Below are 19,002 nucleotides of genomic sequence, written 5' to 3'. Positions count from 1 at the left end.
TTGCAAAACCGCTGTTACAGGCTGGCGTTCTTGTCTTTCGTTGTTTTTTTGAAATTGTTCATAAGTTTGCTTGTAGATTATAAGTATCATTTGTATCTTTGTCAGCGTAATGAAAATAGAGTCCGATATGTCTGTAAAAGTTCAAAAAAGTCAGAACGATGTCTTGAAGTTCCTTGAAATGAAAGTTTCAGGTCAGACCGTTTTTGAACAAAAACTCAATGGAGGAAGCCGAAAACAAAACGGAGTTTTCTTTACTAATTCAATTTCTACAATTGATAAACTTTTAGATGTAATTGAAATTGATGCTGATGTATTTCACAAAAAAATACTTGAGCCTTCTTGCGGTCAGGGAATTTTTCTCCTTAGATTAATTGCTAGGATTTATGAAAAATATCCTGACGAATTATTGATTTCAAATTTCATTGAAAGAAATTTATTCTTCGTTGATGTTGATAGTTTAATGGTGAAAAAAACGATTGACAATATTTCAGCATTTTATTTATTCCTTTTTGGCGAAAAATTTAAAGGTTCATTTAATGCGATTAATTGGGACTTTACGGACAAAAAAGCACCCAAAGGTTTATTTGATGACTTGACTCCTACACCATTTTCTGATTTGTATGGCTCTTTTGATTTTATAATTGGTAATCCGCCATATGTAACGCTTTATGGTCGTAGAGATAAAAAGGAGAATGAGGAGCAAAGAGTTAATTACCTCAGAAATTATGAGCAGTTTCCAGATTATGTGAAAAACGGTAAACTTAATTTGGTGATGCTCTTTATTGAACATTCATTGGATTTGCTTAAACAAGATGGTAAATTAAGTTTCATAATTGATGTTTCATTTTTTGAAACAGCCTACGTTTACACACGTAAGTTTCTTTTAGAGCAAACAATTATTAACGAGTTGCAGGTTAATATTAAAGATTTCGATGTTGCAAGCGGTCAAGTTATTTTAAAAATAACTAAAAACAATAACAACAAAAATAATCGAGTGAAAATCATAGATTGGAAAACACAAAAATCGTATGATGTTTTACAATCAAGTTGGTTTAATAAAGATGATGAGTACAAGTTTAGATATAATGGCTGTAGTGTTTCAAAAAATATAATTGACAAGATTAATTCTAAGAAAGATAAAACCATTTTACAGCTTTTCCCTAATAAGAATTTACGGACTTGTGTAATGTTGCTTGATATGGAAGATAAATTTACTTTCAGTTATAAACCTGAAACAAATGAAAATCTTATATTCCCTTATTATCAAGGCTCTAAAGCGTTATCGGAAAAGTTCGGTGAACTAAGCTTCTCTAAATATTTCTATTACAACAAGCCTTTGCAAGATGAAATAAATGAGAAACTAAAGCAAGAATTAGAAAAGGCTGGGGTAAAGAATAAAAAAAGAATTGGTTTGGGTGAAACAGCAATTTATGAAAATCCTAAAATTTACATTCGCCAATCAGCAAAAGAAATAATTGCAACTCTTGATTTGAATAAAAGTTCTGCTAACAATAGCCTTTATGTTTTTTCTTTTAGAAATAATACAGATGAAACTATTGATTTTCTTTATTTTTTATGCGGTTGGTTAAATACGGATTTGGTGACTTACTATGCTCAACAAATGAATATAATTCGCTTTTCACAAGGTAAGCAGCCACAAATAAAGATTTCTGATTTAGGAACAATCTATATTCCAATGAACAAGTCCTTGCAAAAACAATTCACTGATTTAACGAAAAAACTTTATGAAAGTCCGTCAAACAAAAATGAATTAACAGTCAGGATGAACGATTTAATTAATAACTATTATGGATTAACAAGAGATGAAATTGAAACTGTTTTAACAAGTATCAAAGATTTTTGATTTTATCTTCAGATTGCTTATTTATTTCAATCAGTTTTGCTTTTGTATTTCCTTCTGCAAGTTTTTCTAATGCTTTGGTAGAAATTTCAATTTGTCTTTTATGACTTTCTTCAATTTTCTCAAAAAGAACATTTATAAAATCTTCTCTACTTCTTTCTTCTGGTTTTGCTGAAATATTTACTTGTAGTTGATTTTTGGGGTTTCTTCTGAAAGTTGAACTTATATCTTTCAGAAAATAGATTTTTACAAATTCGCTGTCAGCATTTTTTACGAATTTCAATCCATTTTGAGTTTCTTCATAGTAAACGAAAACGTAAGCCAAGTAGAAGAAGCCACTATATATAAGGTCAATTATTTTGTCTGGTGTTCCGATATCTGGATTGCTGTCAGCACTCGAAATTTTTACTGCTTTAAAGTCAATCCATATCAATTCTTCGTGTCCATTGATATTAAAATAAGTCATTGCATCCCAAGGATTTTTGGTTGCACCTGCTGGTGAGGCAACAGACTTTTTAAAATACTGATGGTTGGCTGTTTCGGCTACAAACTGCTCTTCAAGTAATGAACTTATTTCTGCACCTGCTCTTGATTTTGCAGAAATATTTGGTTCTTGGTTCTTGTCAAGAATTGTTTCTACAACTGCTTTAAGTTCGTTTAATATTTTTCTTTCAAAGTCTTTGATGTCCATTGTTACTTGAATAAATCTGATTTAAAAAATTCGTAAATGGACATATCTAACGCAGTTGCAATTTTTTCAATATTGGCAACAGATACATTTCTTTTGCCCTGTTCAATACTTGCGATATAAGTTCTATCAAGGTCGCAAGTAAAAGCAAACTTTTCTTGACTAAGTCCTTTTTTGGTTCTTAGTTCTCGAAGACGTTGTCCAATTTTTACTCTTATGTCCACATTGCAAAGATTCAACTTTGTAGTTTATCGTACAACGGACTATAAGTATAGCTGTGAGTTTTCTTGTTAATTTGGGTGGTGGGTGGGCTTGGTCTAAAGTCAATAAGAAAAATTGCTTTTATGATTTCAGAAATTTAGGATTTGTCGTTGCCTTTGATATTAGCACTGTCGTCCTACGCTTGCCTGTAACGGTTTGCAGCTTGGCGAAGTGGCGGATTTTTAGCTCAGATGTTCAATCGAAGAACTGCACTTTGGTTAAGCACAAAACTGCCATAAAAGAACGTCACCCGCCATTTCGCCAAACTGCTGTTGTGCGTAGTGCTTCTTCTTCCGTCAATGCGAAAATGTCCATTTGTTTGGCTAATTCTTTTGGTTTTAATGTTTGTAAAAAGTCGTCCCATTTATCAAGTGAAACCTGCAAGTTGTAATTTTTATTTATTGAATTGATTTCTGTCTGTAAAGCCAAGTCTGAAAATTGTGTTGCCAATTTGTAAAGGTCAATTCGCATTAAAATGTCTTTCGTGAAAGTCCGTTTAGCATCTGAAAATGTAATGGCTTGCAGTAATTCTTTTGTCTTGTCAGAATTTAAAAGTATGGTTGTGTAAGTCGCAAATTCGATGTTGTCGAAGCCCAACAAATAACAAGTATCGTCAAGCATCAAGGGCTTTTCGTCTAATGGTAAAATTAGACTGAAAGTAAAAGTTTTGTAAAGTCCTGAAATTGCAACTTTGTATGGCGAAAAAGAGTATTCGCCAATTCCAAATATTGAGAAGTCGGGTTTATTGTTGTAAATGCTTGATTTTCTTTGGTCGAAATACGCTTTGTGAGAATGCAAATATCCAAATGTCTTAGGATATTTCTGCTTGATGAAAGAAGTATCTTGTCCAACTTTTTTCTGTGTGATTATTGTAAATTTTCTTGGTTGGTTGATTACAGTTTGTTTCAAGTCGGAACTTTTAAGCACTCCAAAAATCAAGTCTTCTTCAAGTTTTATTTCTTCTTGTTTTCCATTCACAAAATGTCCGTTTACACGTTCTAACTCCATTATGGCTGACAAGTCGTGTTTGATACCTTGTCGCCACTCAAACGGGCAAACTCCGTCAATATCAAAACTATGACGATACAAGTTTGTGTTGGAAACAAACTTGTCCGCAACCCAACCAAATTCTTTTACAATTTTTGACGGTTGGTTAAAATCAAATTCTTTACAAGTGTATTCAGGTTTAGAATTTAGTTTGCAAAAAAGCAAAGCGGCTTCAACTGAAACATCAAATTCCTTTTTACTGTCAATGGTTAGTTTTTCAAGGTCTGAAATATTGTATTTCCTTTGGTGTTGGTCAAACACTACATTTTTAATTACCGAATTTTTTACTAAAAAAGCCAAATGTCCTTTTGAATTTTGGAAAGCATCAAACATCATAAGTGTGATGTATTCGCCAATGTCAAAGTTTCCTTTTCCAGTAATAGCATCAAAACCACTATGCTTTTTAAAGTTTGATTTTTGAGGCAAATTGCTTGACTCCAAACTACTCAATTTAGCATTTGTAACCCAAGGCGGATTTCCCAAAACCAAAATTTCGTCTTTGGATTTACTTACAAGTGAACCAAAATCAAAATCAAACACATTGAAGTGAAAAATTTCGATTTTAGGTTTGCGTTCATTTGGGTTTGAAATATAAAAATCTATGATATTGAACTTTGTCTCCCAAGTGTATGGCTTGTATATTTCAACTCCAATAATTGTTTCTATATGATTGAATGATGAAAGTGCAGCAACGATGAAGTTCCCTCTCCCGCAAGTTGGCTCAATAACAAGTTTGGGGTTTACTTTTTTCTGAGTTTTAAGAAAATGTGTAACAGCTTTTGCCAAATTTTGGTTGGTCTGAAAGTCGCCATATTCGGTGCGGTCAGGTTCAGCTGCAATATTCTGTGTTGATGAAATTGCATCTTTGAAAACTTCATATTCTTCCTGACTACCAAAGAAATTATTGATGCCGAAGGCATCAACTAATTTTTCATTGGCAGTTTCAAAAAGATTAACTCGACTTAGCTTTTTATTAAGCAAGTCTGCTACTTGATGTGGAATATTTGCTTCAAATATTTTCATCAATTTTTCTTTTTATGAACGATTTTGGTAATTCCCTTTACATTCTCGCTTAAATCAACAATACGCTGATATTGTAATCGCCATTGTAAAGCATTAGAGATAGTCAGATAGCCTTGTTCGGGCGGACTTGTTAAAATCTGTTTTGCTAATTGAGAAAGAGTAATCTCGTCAGCCGGAATATTTTTGTCTTGAAGATAGGCAATAATGTCAGCTTCATTGGCTTTGTCTTTTACCATTTCCCGCAAGCGGAAAGTTGTTGTGTAATCTGCGGTTCTTTCTTTTGCAACAAATGAACAACTAACAAAGTTTAGGTTTGCTGTTTTTGTTTTTGGGTCGTCTGTTTTGTCGTAAACAAAAACCAAAAGATTATAGCCAAGCCCAAATATTTTTTGCTTTGCGTCCTTGAACGGGCAAGATGATTGAGGTTGCTTGATTGAAGTTACCTTAATATCAGTTTGTATGTCGTCAGAAGGCAAGTCAATACCACTTGCAGATGAACCAATAGTCAGATTGTATTTATCATCTAAATGCTTTTTGAATTTGTGTTCAATGTGTGTGCCAACGGCTTTGCCGTCAGTTACTCCATAAAGTTCTTTGTTTTTATGTTTTGATTCAGCCACACAAAAAGTGTGGGCTTCTTCAATGAGTTTTTTTATCGTTAATTTTTCTTTCATTACAGCCAAAAATGTATGTCGCTAAGTTAATATTTTATACGGCTTGGTCGTCCAGTCAGGTCTGTAAGTTTTACACAAATTCTGTTGTCAATCCGTCTTGCCTGTCGTGGTGCGTTGTTTCGAAAGCATTACGCACAACGTTTTGGGTATTGCCGAAGGCGGGGATTTTTAGCACTAAAGTTCAATCGAAGAACGAATGTTGAACCTTGCATAAATGTCCAATCGAAGCCGTTCAACCCCGCTTTTGGCAATACCTTGTTAGCGGAAGGTGTTTTTAATTCCATTTTAATTCCAAATTCCATTCATTTCGGTCAGTATGATGGGGTTTCCATCGGTAATAACGATTGTATGTTCGTGTTGCGCCATAAAACCGCCTTTGTTTCCTACCATGGTCCAACCGTCATTTAACTCTGTTGCATAGGTTGAAGTTGTAGAAATAAACGTTTCAATGGCAACTACTGAATTTTTTCTAAACCGTCTTTGGTCAAATCGGTTTTTGTAGTTCATTATTTCATCGGGTTGTTCATGTAAACTCCTTCCGATGCCGTGTCCACCCAAATTTTTAACAACCTTGAAGCCTCTTTTTTTTGCTTCGGTTTCCATGATGTGTCCGACTTCTGAAATTTTTACACCACCCTTAATATTTCGGATGGCTTTTTGCAGGATTTCTTTGGATGCATCCACCAATTTTTGATGTTGGTTGACGTCTTCTCCAAGTACGAATGAGCCTCCGTTGTCCGACCAAAAGCCGTCGAGTTCGGCGGAAACGTCAATATTCACCAAATCGCCCTCTTTCAGTATTCTTTTCTCGGACGGAATGCCGTGGCAAAACTCATTGTCCACACTGATACAAGTCCAACCTGGAAAACCATAAGTCAGATACGGTGCGGATTTTGCTCCGAAGCCTGAAAGTATTTTTGCCCCGAAGTCGTCTAATTCTTTGGTTGTCATTCCCGGTTTTGCATAGTTGCGCATTTCCTTCAATGTGTAAGCAACCGCTTCGCTCACTTTTTGCATTCCGGTTAATTCTGATTCTTTCGTTATTGACATTTTTATTTGTATTAATATGGTTCCTAAAAGTTCGCAGCTTTGGGAAGGAGCGGAAATAGAAACACAAAGTTTGTGTTTTATCATTACCATTATTTTTATCCATTAAAATTTTTCTTCTGTTAAACGGTGATTCACCATCGCTCCGGTTATATTTCCGCTTGAAACCGCATTGGCCACCGAACGCAATGGATTGGTGTTGTCACCACAAGCATAGACGCCGGGAACAGTTGTCTGTTGAAACATATCTACTTTTATCAGTCCCGTTTCTGTAATTTCGCATCCTAAATCCAGTGGAATTTTGCAATGTTGTTCAAATGGAATTGCGGCATAGGCTGCATCAAAGTTTTCTTGCGTTCCGTCTTCAAAAATCAACGCTGTAATATTCCCGTTTTGATGTTTGATTTCTTCTATTTCTTTCTCGATAATATTGATTTGATGGTTTTTTAGTTTGACAGATTGTTCTTCCGTGAAATCCGCTTTACCTCTTGTTACAATCGTGATTTTATCGGTCAAATTATTGACTAATGAAGCAACGTGAAAAGCCCGGTCTCCTTCGGCAATGACGGCTGTTTTAGCTCCTTTAAATTCATAACCGTGACAGTAGGGGCAATGAATAATGGTTTTGCCCCAGCATTCTTCAAATCCCTTTATATCGGGGAAAATATCTTTTACACCGGTTGCAAAAATTAGTTTTTTGGCCGAAAATCTTTCACCGGACTCTACGGCAATTTCAAAACCGTTTTCGGTTCTCTTTCCTTCAGCAGCATAGCCTTCAAGGAATTTCACGGTATCGTATTTCAATACTTGTTCTTTGGCTTTTGTCGCAATTTCTCCCGGGACGGAACCGTCCTGCGTGATGAAGTTATGCGAGTGTGGGGTATAACGGTTACAGGGTTTCCCGCTGTCTATAATAAGTACATTTTTTAACGAACGCCCCAAGGCCATTGCCGCTGAAAGTCCGGCATAGCTGCCGCCTATGATGATTACATCGAATTGTTTTTTGTCTGTCATACTATTATCTTTTGAAAAGGTTATCAATGGAAAAGGCATTGCCAATGCCGTTAAAGCAAATCCATACTGTTTTATAAACTCTCGTCTTGTCATTCTTTTTCGGCAAAGGTAATAATAAAATAATTAATGCGACTATATTGCATTAAGGTAATGCAATATAGTCGCATTAACTTTGTGTAATATGCTTAAAATGAAAAGAAGAAATACTCCCTCCAAAGATGCAGTTCTTGAGCTATTGACCCGTACAGGGAAGGCGATGAGTCGTGATGCAATTGAAAAGAACATTGATGTAGCAATTGACAGGGCTACGATTTACAGAATACTGAACCGCTTTTGCGAAGACGGCCAAGTGCATAAAATCGTGGCGGAAGATGGTAAACAATATTTTGCAGTTTGCATTAAATGTGATGATAAGGCTTTTCCCCAAAATCATTTTCATTTTCGGTGCAAGAAGTGCAATACCATAGAATGCCTGCCACAGGCAGTTCATTTTTCCGTACCTGAAGGATATCATGTCGAAAGCATAAATTGTGTACTTACAGGAATTTGTAAAGATTGTGCGAAGGCAACTTGAAACTTTTGTCTGCTTCATTACTCGTCGATTTTACGAAGTATTTTATAGTCAATATAAAACGTACCAAACGGAATAAAACAAGCAACAAGAATCTTCCAGGTAATCTCTTTAAATTTCCAATGTTGTTCTACTCCTACACGTAACGCATTAAACACAAACAGCAGAAAAAGTGCGCCGTGAATGGGGCCAAGTGACTTTGACAAGCCGGGAATATCCCAAACGTGCTTCAAGGGTACAGCAATAAAAACTAAGACAATTAATGATATGCCCTCTAATATGGCAAGTATTCGTAAACGTCCGATAGATGTGTTGAAAAGTTTCTTCATCATTAAAATATTCTGAAATAAGGTCTGCCTGAAAAGGGTAAAAACGGCCAGGGAATGGCAATGAAAATGATAATGAGCGCAATAGAAAACCAAACCAACATTGTTTTGAATTTCTCCTTGTTCGTTTGCTGTCGCTTTGCCTTTGCCGAGCCGATTGTTACCACCACAATAGCAGTTAGCATTAAAATAATATGAATTAAACCGTAAAAAGTCAGTTCTAAGTTTTGAAAACTACTTTCCTTTTCTTTCCAAAAATATTTGACCAGCGGGCTCTTCGTATATAGGATGATGCCAATTATTAGTTGAATATGCGCAACCGTAGCCGTCCAGTGTCGAAAAGCGTTGTCCGTTTTTGAAAAAGCCCTGTCGTTGACCAAGCCGACAAAGGCCCTGTAAATAGAATACAGTATAAAGACTAGTACAAGCCAACGAATCAAAGAGTGAAAGACTAATAAAGTGGAATACATTTTATGCCGTCGTAATTGTTTTTTGTTTTTTGAATACGTTCCAAATGGTAGGTGCACCAAAGAAGAACCAGATTGCCAGAACCGCATCGCACACGGCACAACCGGCGGACGAAAGTGGTGCAAAGTGAATAATGGGATCACCGTATAGATGATGCATAATGTCCCAGCCTGTGTGCATTAGCCAACCGATTCCGATGAAATAATAATGCTTGAGGGCTTTGAAGGCCACAAACAACATAACGGCACCAAAAACATATTCCCAGACGCCTAAGCCGCCGCTCCAGTAAACCCCGCCTGCGCCCGCTATGATAATGGCGTTGATTTTCTGTCGCGAGGGTTCTTTCACAAAGGACATGATAATGATGAATACTAAGCCGATCAACGCTGCAACCAACGCATTGATGATTGTAAATTCCTGGATGCCGTGTGTATGCATATTTCTTTACTTTTTTGTTTTCGGGACAAAAATAATAAAAACATACCAGTTAGTATGTTTTTGTGCAAAAAAATTATTTAAGACTGTTTAGATAAATTTTAAGTTGCTTTAAATAAGAAATATAGACCTTTTTGCTGTTTTCTAATTTTCCCAAATTCCGAATGCCCCAATAGCCCGACAAAACGAAGATGGTTACCTGTTTCGCATTTACGTCCTTGCGGATGACGCCACTTTTCTTTCCTCTTTCAATGGTAGCGGTGATTGCTTCTGTCCATTCCCGGGTTAATTCATTTAAAGCCTTATTAAATTCTGAATTCCACGGGGTCATTTCCTGAGTGAAGTTTGAGGCAGGACAACCATATTCCACCTTCAAAAATTCATTTTTCATTAATAGACTATCCATGAGGTTGTAAATGGCATTCAACGGATCTTGTTCGCCTTGAAGTGGCTCGATGAAACTGCTTGCAAGTGTGGGTTTGAGGACTTCGTTGATGATGGCAAGTCCCATTTCGTCTTTGGTTTTGAAATGATAGTAAAAAGCCCCTTTCGTTACTTGTGTGGTAGCGATGATGTCGTCAATGCTCGTCGTCTGGTAGCCCTTAACATAAATCAGTTCAAACGCTTTATGTAAAATCATCGACCGTGTTGCTTCTGCTTTTTTCATCTATTATCGTCTCTTTTATTATGGGGTCAGACGGAATCATTTTGATTTCGCAAACATACCATTTAGTATCCTGCAAAGGAACGAAAAAAAAGCAAACTTTTAAAGCCACAGGTTTGACTGGCAGTGTACATGGGGAGGAGAAAGTTCTATATCTTCTTTTTTTTTGATTTATATTGTTTACACTTTCCGCTAACGGTTTGCAGCTATACGCAGGTGGGGCTTTCTCGAACCAAACTTTCCTACGAAGAACTACTCTTCAAATTTAGCACTTATTTTTCATTCGAAGCACAGAACCCCCACTTGCGTATAGGTGCTGTTGTAGGCAGTTTTTCTTTCAGTCGTTTGGTCAATAGCTTTTCGTTTTTCAGTTCGCATTCCCAAAGTCGAATAACAGTCCAATCTTTTTGTTTTAAAGTCAGTGTTACTTCTTTGTCTCGTTGTTTGTTTCTCTCAATTTTTTTATTCCAATACTCTTTGTTGACTTGAGGTTTTGTATTTCGGCAATTGTGTCCGTGCCAAAAACAGCCATCAACAAAAACAACTGTTCTCAAAGTCGGAAATGTAAAATCTGGTTTGCCAAAGAGTTTGTAATTCCTTCGCCACCCTTTGATATTGTTAGTTTTTAAAAAGTCAATAAGTTTTAACTCGGTGGATTTGTTGCGACTTGATTTTACTTGTCGCATTACTGCGCTACGCTGTTCTTTGGAAAAAACATCAGCCATTTTTTTGGATTACAGTTATCCAAGATTTATCAAATCCAAGCGCTTTTAAAATCTGTTCTTTGTCGAGTGTTTTCGGTTGCTTGATACGAATTACCAAACTTTTTTCAGGAACTTCTTCAATGATTGTAAACTGTGAACCGTGCGGTTGCCAAGTAAAACGATGCTCTTCCGTTTTCTTGTCAATGCCAATCAGATTGTTATTTTTGTTCCATTCCCATTTATAAAGTTCGAGGTCATAGCGAATAGTTTCAAACTCGAAAACTACTACTTCTGAAAGGTCATTTGATTTGATTAAAACAACTGTACGCAAATGTTTAAATTTCTCTCTGATTGCAGAAACTCTCTCGTTCCAAATATCTAAAACAAGTTTGCCGATTAAATTTGGGTCTGCCGATGTATCAATTCTCTCACCGAACGAATAAACAGGAGAGTTACGCCCCGAAATTAGTCTTACTTTCTTTTGATTTGAGGGCTTTGATGATTTTACAGTTTTTGCACCCCAAGCTGTGTTACCCATCACAACATCATCTAACCCAACATTTGATGGTTTCCAATCTGCACCAATGCAATTGGCGAAAATATTCTCCCATTCAGAACCTTCTAATTCAGCTTTCCCTTTTGAAGCCAAAAGATAAACCAACTCTTTTCCTAAAAGAAATGGGAAGTCTTTTGGAAATTCATTTAGCGGAAATGCTGAAACAGATTTGTTTACTGTCCGAAGTTTCGGTGATTTATCCTTTGCCATATTCTACTTCGTATTCTCTTAATACCGAAGTCATATCCAATGAGGAGGCAACATACGGTAATAGTTTCAGAATAACTGCTTTAACTAAATTCACAGGAACTGCATTGCCGGCTTGTTTTCTTGCCTGGCTGTCATTCACAACAATTTTGTAAGTATCTGGAAAACCTTGCAAACGAAACATTTCTCTTGGTGTTAATCTTCTCTCACCGTTCACTAGCAAATAGTTGTAAGATGCACCTGCTCTCAATGCACACGAATAGGGATAACTGCAAATGTTACCTGCTTTGTTCTCGTGCCAAATAGAAAGTTTGTATGCTGATTTATGCTTTGCTTTACGCTTGTTTACTATGTATTCCGATGCGTAATATTTCTTGTCAACTTTCTTTTCAAGTATTTCAGAAAGCGGTTTGAATGGTCTTACTGGTGATGGAAATGAAAACATAATAGGTTCTCGGTGTCCAACAATTATTACTCTTTCACGTTTTTGTGGTAGTCCGTAGTCTAGTGCATTTAAAACTGCATACTGAACATGATAACCAAGTTCTTGTAAAGTTTTAATAATTATCTTTAAAGTTCTACCCTTGTCGTGTCCAACAAGTTGCTTTACGTTTTCTAGCACAAATGCCTTAGGACGTTTGTGTTTGAGAATTCTTGCAATGTCAAAAAACAAAGTTCCACGTATGTCATTGAAACCTTGCATCTGTCCTATAATACTGAACGGTTGACACGGGAATCCTGCGAACAAAATATCGTGGTCAGGAATATCTTTCTCGTCAACTTTTGTGATGTCGCCTGTAGGCCGATGTCCGAAGTTGGCTTCATAACTATCTTGACAAAATGTGTCTATGTCCGATGAAAAAACACATTCAGGAATGAGGTCGTTTTCCCTGCACGCTTCTTCCATAGCTATCCGAAAACCGCCAATGCCACAAAATAGGTCAATAAATTTTATTTTTTCCATTGTCGTACAATTAAGATTTCGCCAAATTTAAGTTTTTTGTCGGTTTGCGAAGTCGTTAAAGTACACATTTTTTCAACCGTTTTTGTTAGTGGTGTCCGCTCTAATAAAATTGCCTACAACGTTTTTCAGCTATACGCAGGCAGGGCATTTTACCACGAAACTTCCTACGAAGAACTGAACTTCAAATTTACCATTTTCCTGTCCTACGAAGCACGAAACCCCTGCTTGCGTATAGGTGATGTTATGCGGTCGGCTTTCATTTTTTCTTCTTTCTCGTTAATTTATCAAGCAAAGTTACTAAATTTGCCGTTGTATAATTATAAAAGAATATCTCTATGTTTTGTCTTTGCAGACTATGGACTTCTATCTAAGTGATAGGCAGTCCTGAATAAATTCCAATCAATCTTTTAGGTCAAGACAATCAGGCTATGCTTTGTTTATGCCGTCATTTTTTTGATGGCGTTGCTTTGTCATAGTTGCTCTGTCGGGTAATACTGTCTATTCACTTCTCCACGATTTGAATTCAAGTATTCACCTGTAAGAAGTAATTAATGACAAAAAAGAAATTGCCCGTTCGTTTCACGGGCCAGCACTTTACCATTGATAAAGTGCTCATAGAAGATGCAATAAAACAAGCAAATATAAATAGTCAGGATACGGTTTTGGATATTGGAGCAGGCAAGGGATTTCTTACTGTCCATTTATTAAAAATCGCCAACAATGTCGTAGCTATTGAAAACGACACAGCTTTGGTTGAACATTTACGAAAATTATTTTCTGATGCCCGCAATGTTCAAATTGTCGGTTGTGATTTTAGGAATTTTGTAGTTCCGAAATTTCCTTTCAAAGTGGTGTCAAATATCCCTTATGGAATTACTTCCGATATTTTCAAAATCCTGATGTTCGAGTGTGTTGAAAATTTTCTGGGAGGTTCCATTGTCCTTCAGTTAGAACCTACACAAAAGTTGTTTTCGAGCAAGCTTTACAATCCATATACCGTTTTCTATCATACTTTCTTTGATTTGAAACTTGTCTATGAGGTAAGTCCTGAAAGTTTCTTGCCACCGCCAACTGTTAAGTCAGCTCTGTTACGCATTAAAAGAAATCCGTCTTCTTTTGATTTTGAGCTTAAAGCCAAATATTTAGCTTTTATTTCCTGTCTGTTACAGAAACCTGATTTATCTGTAAAATCAGCTTTAAAGTCGATTTTCAGGAAAAGTCAGGTCAGGTCAATATCGGAAAAGTTCGGAATAAACCTTAACTCCCAAATTGTCTGTTTGTCGCCAAGTCAATGGAAAAACTGTTTTTTGGAAATGCTGGAAGTTGTCCCCGAAAAGTTTCACCCTTCATAATTTAAAGTTGATTTGTCAAGATGATTTTTCTGGTTTGGTGTCGTCTTTTAAGCTGCCGCATAACGTTTTGCGGCTTGGCGTAGTGGCGGATTTTTAGTACAAAAGTTCAATCGAAGAACTGCACTTGAACCTACCACAAAACTGTCATACGAAGCACTGCACCCGCCATTACGCCAAACCGCTGTTAGCGGTAGTTCTTTTTTATTTTTCACAAACAACTATATATTCTTTTGTCATTGTTCCTTTTCTTTGTCCTACCTTATTTGAAGGTGAGTTTTGTAATGGCATAGCCTTATTTCCTAATAGCCTTTCATAAGTTATTATGTGTCTAAATCCATAATTTTCAAATCTTTCAGCAATAAACTGGTCAGTTGGGAGTTGAATGTCTTTTACAGTTCTATTGCCTACAATATAAATGATTTTACCTTCTTTCTTTACACTGTTTGCTACATCTTTAATCGATTTATCGAGGTCAAAATAGAATGAAGATACCTCTAAAGCCCTACGTGTTGACTTTTTTGAAATTTCGTTAATAAAATCTGTAATTATACTATTTGGATAAATCTCTTTTACAGGACTACCACCCATTAACATATTGTCAATTTGTCTTGCATATTTTATTCCAAACCATTGATTACTGAACATTGAAAATTGACCATAAGCAACCGTTGTAAAACTATCTCCATAAGGCGGACTTGTTAAAACAATATCGAATTCATTATCTTTTTTAGGGAATTTGCTGTAACTAATATCAATTTTAGCACCATTTAATTTTGGTAAATAGTATTTCTCATAAATATCAATTACTTTATTGAGTTTGTCAAAATAAACACCAAAAACATCAGGATTGAATTGCAGTAATTCTTCAGGTTTTATGCGGTATAGTTTAAATTCGTGATTTCTTGTATAGGAACATTCTCTAATTGTTTCCGAAAGAGGAACCAAAAATAATCTTCTAATGTCAACTTGGATTTTATCAATGAAATGTTTTAAAACAGATAAGTTTTGCAAAACAACTTTTGAAAACCAAAAATCAATGTTATAATGTTGAGGTATATCAATTTTTTTTAGGTTATCTTCAATTTTTACAAATTCATATACTCTGTTCCTAAGACGCTGTCTAATGTCTTTAGCTTTCTCTATGTCAACTTTAGTAAATTTAGCTCTTGAAATTAAAACTGCGAGGGGGTTAATATCAAAGCCATACATTTCTGTTAACCCTCTATCAAGCCCTACAGTAAAGGAAGAACCTGAACCACAGTAGGGGTCAAGAAGTTTCCCTCGTTTTATTTCAAATTCTTTAAATAATTCAATCCCAATTTGAGGTATCATTGTTGCTGGATACTTATGTATGTTGGGATAACTTGTTGAGTATGATTGTCCAATAAAATCATACTTTTCATTTCTTACTACTTTATATTTCATAGGTCAATTATGCTTTGAAAAAGTAAAGGTAATTTATCTTCATATGTTCTAAATCCTGTTCCGTGATTGCGTGCCATCGTCCCTTTGTCGTGAAGTCTTAAATCAACAAGAATATTTTCTTCTCTAAATTGGTCCGCCAATAATTCAGGAGAAGTTCCTTTCATAAGTTGTGCTCTATAAAAATGGAAATATTCAATACCATCACGTTCCTCAGTAAATGCAGAAACAAAAAGTAAAGCTGGCATTTTTTGCATAAATCTATCAGCTAATGTTTGTAATTGCCAAGTAGCAATTACTTCGCCTGAAATATGTCTTACTGAAATTTCGGTTTTTTGAACATCCAGAAAAAGTCCAGCGCTATTTGGTTTAAGCGACATTGTGTAATATAAACCTTGTCTCCCGTCTTTATCCAAACTGCCATATTTTTTAACAGCTTCAAGAGGTGGCATCTTCCAAACTTTATTATTAAACGTAAATAGTGTTATTAAGCTATTTCCTTTTGTTCTATGAGCTTTTAGTTCAGCCCCTTCTATATCGGGGTGTGCATCATTATTTTCAAAAATGCCCAAATGAGTTTCCAAAGTATGCCCAATTCCTGTTGGTCCTTTACGGGTTGTCGGAATAAAACCTTTATTTTTAATTTCTTTAAATTTTGTTTTAAACTCTTCAATTGTCATTTTATTATGTTCTTTTTTCCAAAGTTATAAAATTATATAAGTTTAATTTTCAATGTATCTCGTTTTTTTAGAATTACCGCTAACGTTTTCGGGCTTTACGCTCGGTGGCGTTTCAAGGCACAAACTTTCAAATAAACACTAATGATGATAGAAGCACAAATGTTTAATTTACCACTGCACCGCCACTGGCGTAAAACCCGTGTTACAGGCTGGTGCGGTTTAGTAGCAATAACTTTCAATTATGCACAATAGTAGTTTTAATAATTTTTTGAGCGATGGCAAAAACGGCTTTTCAGAAGCCGAAGGAATTACTGTGTTATCGATGTTTGATGGAATGAGTTGCGGACAAATAGCATTGCAGAAACTTGGAATAAAAGTGAAACAATACTATGCAGCCGAAATAGACAAACACGCCATTCAGGTAACGCAACACAATTTCCCGAACACAATACAGCTTGGTGATGTAACCAAAGTATTTGCCAAAGACTTGCCAAAGATTGATTTGCTTATAGGTGGTTCGCCTTGTCAGGGTTTTTCATTTGCAGGAAAGCAACTTGCCTTTGATGACCCACGAAGCAAACTATTCTTTGAATTTGTGCGACTTAAAAACGAGTGCAACCCTACTTACTTTATGTTGGAAAACGTGAAGATGAAAAAGGAATTTGAAATAATCATTTCAAAGTATATGGGAGTTGCACCGATTGAAATTAACTCTGCTTTGCTATCAGCACAAAACAGGGTAAGGCTTTACTGGACAAACATTGCAAACGAGCCTTACGGATTATTTGGCGATATGCAATGTATGATACCACAACCGAAAGATAAAGGGATTTTGCTTCGTGATATTTTGGAAAGTGATATAATGGATAAATACTACTTATCTGATAAAGCTATTGCAACTGCAATAAGAAAAAGCGATATTGGAATAAACCCAAAAATAAACCCTGACAAAAGCGGAACAGTAACCTGTGGAAACCAAAGTGCAAAGTTTAGTATTGATAATAGCACCACTTTAATTGTGGCAAGTAGAGAGCGAAACCCCGAAAATCCAAAGAGCCGTGAAAGTGGATTGAACACCGAACAAATGCTTGAGCCACGATATGACGGTAAAACAAATTGCCTTACAAGTGTTCAAAAGGATAATTTGGTAATGCAACTAAACCAAAGCACCGAAAGCAACGGATGCCAACCATACCAACAAAACAGAGTTTACGATATTGATGGAATAAGCCCTGCTTTGATGGCTCAAATGAGTTGCGGAACACACGCTATTTTGGAGCAAGGAATGAAAATAAGACGATTAACACCAACCGAATGTGAACGACTGCAAACTGTGCCTGATGGATATACAAGTATAGTAAGCGACACACAACGGTATAGAATGTTAGGTAATGGATGGACGGTTGATGTTATTGCACATATCTTTTCCTTTATGGCTTTGCAAAAGCCAAAGAGCGAGGGAAAAAAAATTATTAAAAGGGACTATGACACAAACTGTGTAAGTTGGTTTCACTACTTACGAAGTTAAAGTTAAACCTCGAAATTCTCTGTGTGATTTAGAAGAAATCGCACAGGGAATTTGAGGAACCCGCGGTAGGCGCCCCCCGGTCTGTGTGTGGACAATTTCTTACCTTTATAACACACAGATTACAAAAATGAAAAAAGAAGATCTCCTAAATGATGACTTCCTCAAGCAGTTCAGGACTGCCGGGGAGCTTAATTCCTTCCTTCAACAGCTTCAGAAAAGAGCCGTTGAGAAAATGCTTGAAGGCGAGCTGGATGCCCATCTTGGCTATGAAAAGCATCAGAATTCCGATAATCCCAATTCAAGGAACGGCTATTCCACCAAAACAATAAAAAACACATTTGGGGAAGCTGAAATCAGAGTCCCAAGAGACAGGGACGGCAGCTTTGAGCCTGCCCTTGTGCCCAAACGCAGAAGCATGGCGGAGGGCGTTGAAAACGTGATCATTTCCATGTATGCCAAGGGAATGTCAAACCAGGACATCGAAGAACAGATCCGGGAGCTTTATGACATCAATGTTTCCTCCTCCACCATCTCAAGGGTTACCGGTGCCGTAGCGGAGGATATTGTTGCATGGAGAAACAGGCCGCTTGACCCTGTATACCTGATCGTTTGGATGGATGGTATATCCTTCAAAGTCAGGGAGAACTCCAAAGTGGTCAACAAGACCGTTTATATTGCCGTTGGCCTCAGAACTAACGGCCTTAAAGAGATCCTAGGCCTTTGGCTTGGCAAGAATGAATCTTCGGCTTTCTGGATGGGGGTACTCACCGACCTGAAAGCCAGAGGGGTTGAAGATATTCTCATAACGGCAACTGACAACCTGAACGGGTTTACTGATACGATAAAAGCTTCATTCCCCCAATCAGTCACTCAGATATGTGTCGTCCACCAGATCAGAAACGCATGTAGATATGTCGCATGGAAAGACCGCAGGGCGTTTACAAGGGATATGAAGGAAATTTATACCGCCCCTACAAAAGATGCTGCTTGGGCTGCCCTGAACGATTTTGCCAAAAAATGGGAATCCAAATACGCTTATGCCATCAAAAGCTGGAGGGACAACTGGGATGAACTCACCGTTTTCTTCGATTACCCGGCTGAAATCCGTAAAATCATCTATACCACCAACCTGATTGAAAATCTCAATGGAAAGATCAGAAAATACACCAAAAACAAGCTCTCTTTCCCGACAGATGATGCCGTAATGAAGTCTGTTTTCCTGGCTGCAAGAGAAGCATCGAAAAAATGGACTATGCCTATCAGAGACTGGGGAGCTATTCTTAACAGTTTCCTGCTTATATTTGGTGATAGGGTCAGGCTTCTTGATACCTGACAATAAAACCATAATTTGAAGTTTACACACTTATCGGGATAGTGTCTATTAAAACGGCATAGATGGCACGAATGTTCAATTTTAGCACGTCCGTAGCACTTGCCTGTAACTTGTTTATTTATAAACCTTTGGTGCATCTATGTAACCAAATTTTATAAATAGATATACCTTTGGTGT

The 19,002-nt window shown here is 36.6% G+C and carries 20 protein-coding genes; 5 read left to right on the top strand and 15 right to left on the bottom strand.

The window, feature by feature from the left end; translation table 11 throughout:
• The first annotated feature begins 127 nt into the window (after positions 1-127).
• Positions 128-1,864: an Eco57I restriction-modification methylase domain-containing protein gene (locus BC751_RS04380; RefSeq protein WP_165389795.1), complete on the top strand. Its 1,737-nt coding sequence runs from the start codon at positions 128-130 to the stop codon at positions 1,862-1,864.
• Here the strand turns inward: BC751_RS04380 and BC751_RS04375 are convergent.
• The 6 genes from BC751_RS04375 to BC751_RS04350 form a co-directional block, all read right to left on the bottom strand.
• Positions 1,851-2,552, bottom strand: coding sequence for a hypothetical protein (locus tag BC751_RS04375; RefSeq protein WP_130274492.1), 702 nt, complete (start codon positions 2,550-2,552; stop codon positions 1,851-1,853). The two genes, BC751_RS04380 and BC751_RS04375, sit on opposite strands and share 14 nt — an antisense overlap.
• A gap of 2 nt (positions 2,553-2,554) precedes the next feature.
• The gene (locus tag BC751_RS04370; protein WP_130274491.1) at positions 2,555-2,773 is read right to left on the bottom strand and encodes a helix-turn-helix domain-containing protein; all 219 of its coding nucleotides are present in this window, start codon (positions 2,771-2,773) and stop codon (positions 2,555-2,557) included.
• Between the two features lie 283 nt (positions 2,774-3,056).
• A complete protein-coding gene (locus tag BC751_RS04365; RefSeq protein WP_130274490.1) occupies positions 3,057-4,880 on the bottom strand; it encodes a DNA methyltransferase family protein in 1,824 nt (607 codons plus the stop codon).
• Positions 4,880-5,554 (bottom strand): type II restriction-modification system restriction endonuclease, encoded by a 675-nt coding sequence (locus BC751_RS04360; protein WP_130274489.1) that lies wholly within the window; start codon positions 5,552-5,554, stop codon positions 4,880-4,882. Before BC751_RS04360 ends, BC751_RS04365 begins: the two co-directional genes overlap by 1 nt.
• Before the next feature lie 285 nt (positions 5,555-5,839).
• Positions 5,840-6,604, bottom strand: a complete 765-nt coding sequence (map, locus tag BC751_RS04355; protein WP_130274488.1) for a type I methionyl aminopeptidase — start codon at positions 6,602-6,604, stop codon at positions 5,840-5,842.
• A 102-nt stretch (positions 6,605-6,706) separates the two neighbouring features.
• Positions 6,707-7,708, bottom strand: a complete 1,002-nt coding sequence (locus BC751_RS04350) for an NAD(P)/FAD-dependent oxidoreductase (RefSeq protein ID WP_242617361.1) — start codon at positions 7,706-7,708, stop codon at positions 6,707-6,709.
• Between the two features lie 88 nt (positions 7,709-7,796).
• Here BC751_RS04350 and BC751_RS04345 point away from each other — a divergent pair, with 88 nt between their 5' ends.
• Positions 7,797-8,189, top strand: coding sequence for a Fur family transcriptional regulator (locus BC751_RS04345; protein WP_130274487.1), 393 nt, complete (start codon positions 7,797-7,799; stop codon positions 8,187-8,189).
• A 17-nt stretch (positions 8,190-8,206) separates the two neighbouring features.
• On the opposite strand, the gene BC751_RS04340 is transcribed toward BC751_RS04345, so the two are convergent.
• The 7 genes from BC751_RS04340 to BC751_RS04310 all read right to left on the bottom strand — a co-directional run bounded on the left by BC751_RS04340 (position 8,207) and on the right by BC751_RS04310 (position 12,510).
• The gene (locus tag BC751_RS04340; RefSeq protein WP_242617360.1) at positions 8,207-8,518 is read right to left on the bottom strand and encodes a DUF3817 domain-containing protein; all 312 of its coding nucleotides are present in this window, start codon (positions 8,516-8,518) and stop codon (positions 8,207-8,209) included.
• Positions 8,518-8,982: a hypothetical protein gene (locus BC751_RS04335; protein ID WP_130274486.1), complete on the bottom strand. Its 465-nt coding sequence runs from the start codon at positions 8,980-8,982 to the stop codon at positions 8,518-8,520. The genes BC751_RS04340 and BC751_RS04335 overlap by 1 nt, the downstream gene beginning before the upstream one ends.
• Before the next feature lies 1 nt (position 8,983).
• The gene (locus BC751_RS04330) at positions 8,984-9,418 is read right to left on the bottom strand and encodes a DUF6010 family protein (RefSeq protein WP_130274485.1); all 435 of its coding nucleotides are present in this window, start codon (positions 9,416-9,418) and stop codon (positions 8,984-8,986) included.
• A gap of 73 nt (positions 9,419-9,491) precedes the next feature.
• Positions 9,492-10,082, bottom strand: a complete 591-nt coding sequence (locus tag BC751_RS04325) for a TetR/AcrR family transcriptional regulator (RefSeq protein ID WP_130274484.1) — start codon at positions 10,080-10,082, stop codon at positions 9,492-9,494.
• 269 nt (positions 10,083-10,351) lie between these two features.
• Positions 10,352-10,804 carry a very short patch repair endonuclease gene (locus BC751_RS04320; protein WP_130274483.1) on the bottom strand — a complete coding sequence of 151 codons (453 nt, stop codon included), beginning with the start codon at positions 10,802-10,804 and terminating at the stop codon, positions 10,352-10,354.
• Entirely contained in the window at positions 10,797-11,549 is a 753-nt protein-coding gene (locus BC751_RS04315; RefSeq protein ID WP_130274482.1) for a hypothetical protein, read from the bottom strand. The genes BC751_RS04320 and BC751_RS04315 overlap by 8 nt, the downstream gene beginning before the upstream one ends.
• Positions 11,536-12,510, bottom strand: coding sequence for a DNA cytosine methyltransferase (locus BC751_RS04310; protein ID WP_130274481.1), 975 nt, complete (start codon positions 12,508-12,510; stop codon positions 11,536-11,538). Before BC751_RS04310 ends, BC751_RS04315 begins: the two co-directional genes overlap by 14 nt.
• A gap of 551 nt (positions 12,511-13,061) precedes the next feature.
• Between BC751_RS04310 and erm the strand changes: the two genes are divergently transcribed.
• Positions 13,062-13,862 (top strand): 23S ribosomal RNA methyltransferase Erm, encoded by an 801-nt coding sequence (erm, locus tag BC751_RS04305; RefSeq protein ID WP_130274480.1) that lies wholly within the window; start codon positions 13,062-13,064, stop codon positions 13,860-13,862.
• Positions 13,863-14,063: 201 nt separating this feature from the next.
• On the opposite strand, the gene BC751_RS04300 is transcribed toward erm, so the two are convergent.
• A complete protein-coding gene (locus BC751_RS04300) occupies positions 14,064-15,287 on the bottom strand; it encodes a TRM11 family methyltransferase (protein WP_101359778.1) in 1,224 nt (407 codons plus the stop codon).
• Positions 15,284-15,964, bottom strand: a complete 681-nt coding sequence (locus tag BC751_RS04295) for an MvaI/BcnI family restriction endonuclease (protein ID WP_101359777.1) — start codon at positions 15,962-15,964, stop codon at positions 15,284-15,286. Before BC751_RS04295 ends, BC751_RS04300 begins: the two co-directional genes overlap by 4 nt.
• 241 nt (positions 15,965-16,205) lie before the next feature.
• On the opposite strand from BC751_RS04295, the gene dcm reads away from it, so the two are divergent.
• Together dcm and BC751_RS04285 are read left to right on the top strand one after the other, a co-directional pair.
• Entirely contained in the window at positions 16,206-17,492 is a 1,287-nt protein-coding gene (gene dcm / locus BC751_RS04290) for a DNA (cytosine-5-)-methyltransferase (protein ID WP_207226832.1), read from the top strand.
• A 127-nt stretch (positions 17,493-17,619) separates the two neighbouring features.
• On the top strand, positions 17,620-18,825 hold the full coding sequence (locus BC751_RS04285) for an IS256 family transposase (protein ID WP_130274032.1): 1,206 nt from the start codon (positions 17,620-17,622) through the stop codon (positions 18,823-18,825).
• Positions 18,826-19,002: the final 177 nt, after the last annotated feature.

The organism is Cecembia calidifontis (assembly GCF_004216715.1).
Lineage (GTDB): Bacteria > Bacteroidota > Bacteroidia > Cytophagales > Cyclobacteriaceae > Cecembia_A > Cecembia_A calidifontis.
This window is presented reverse-complemented; position numbering and strand designations above follow the sequence as displayed.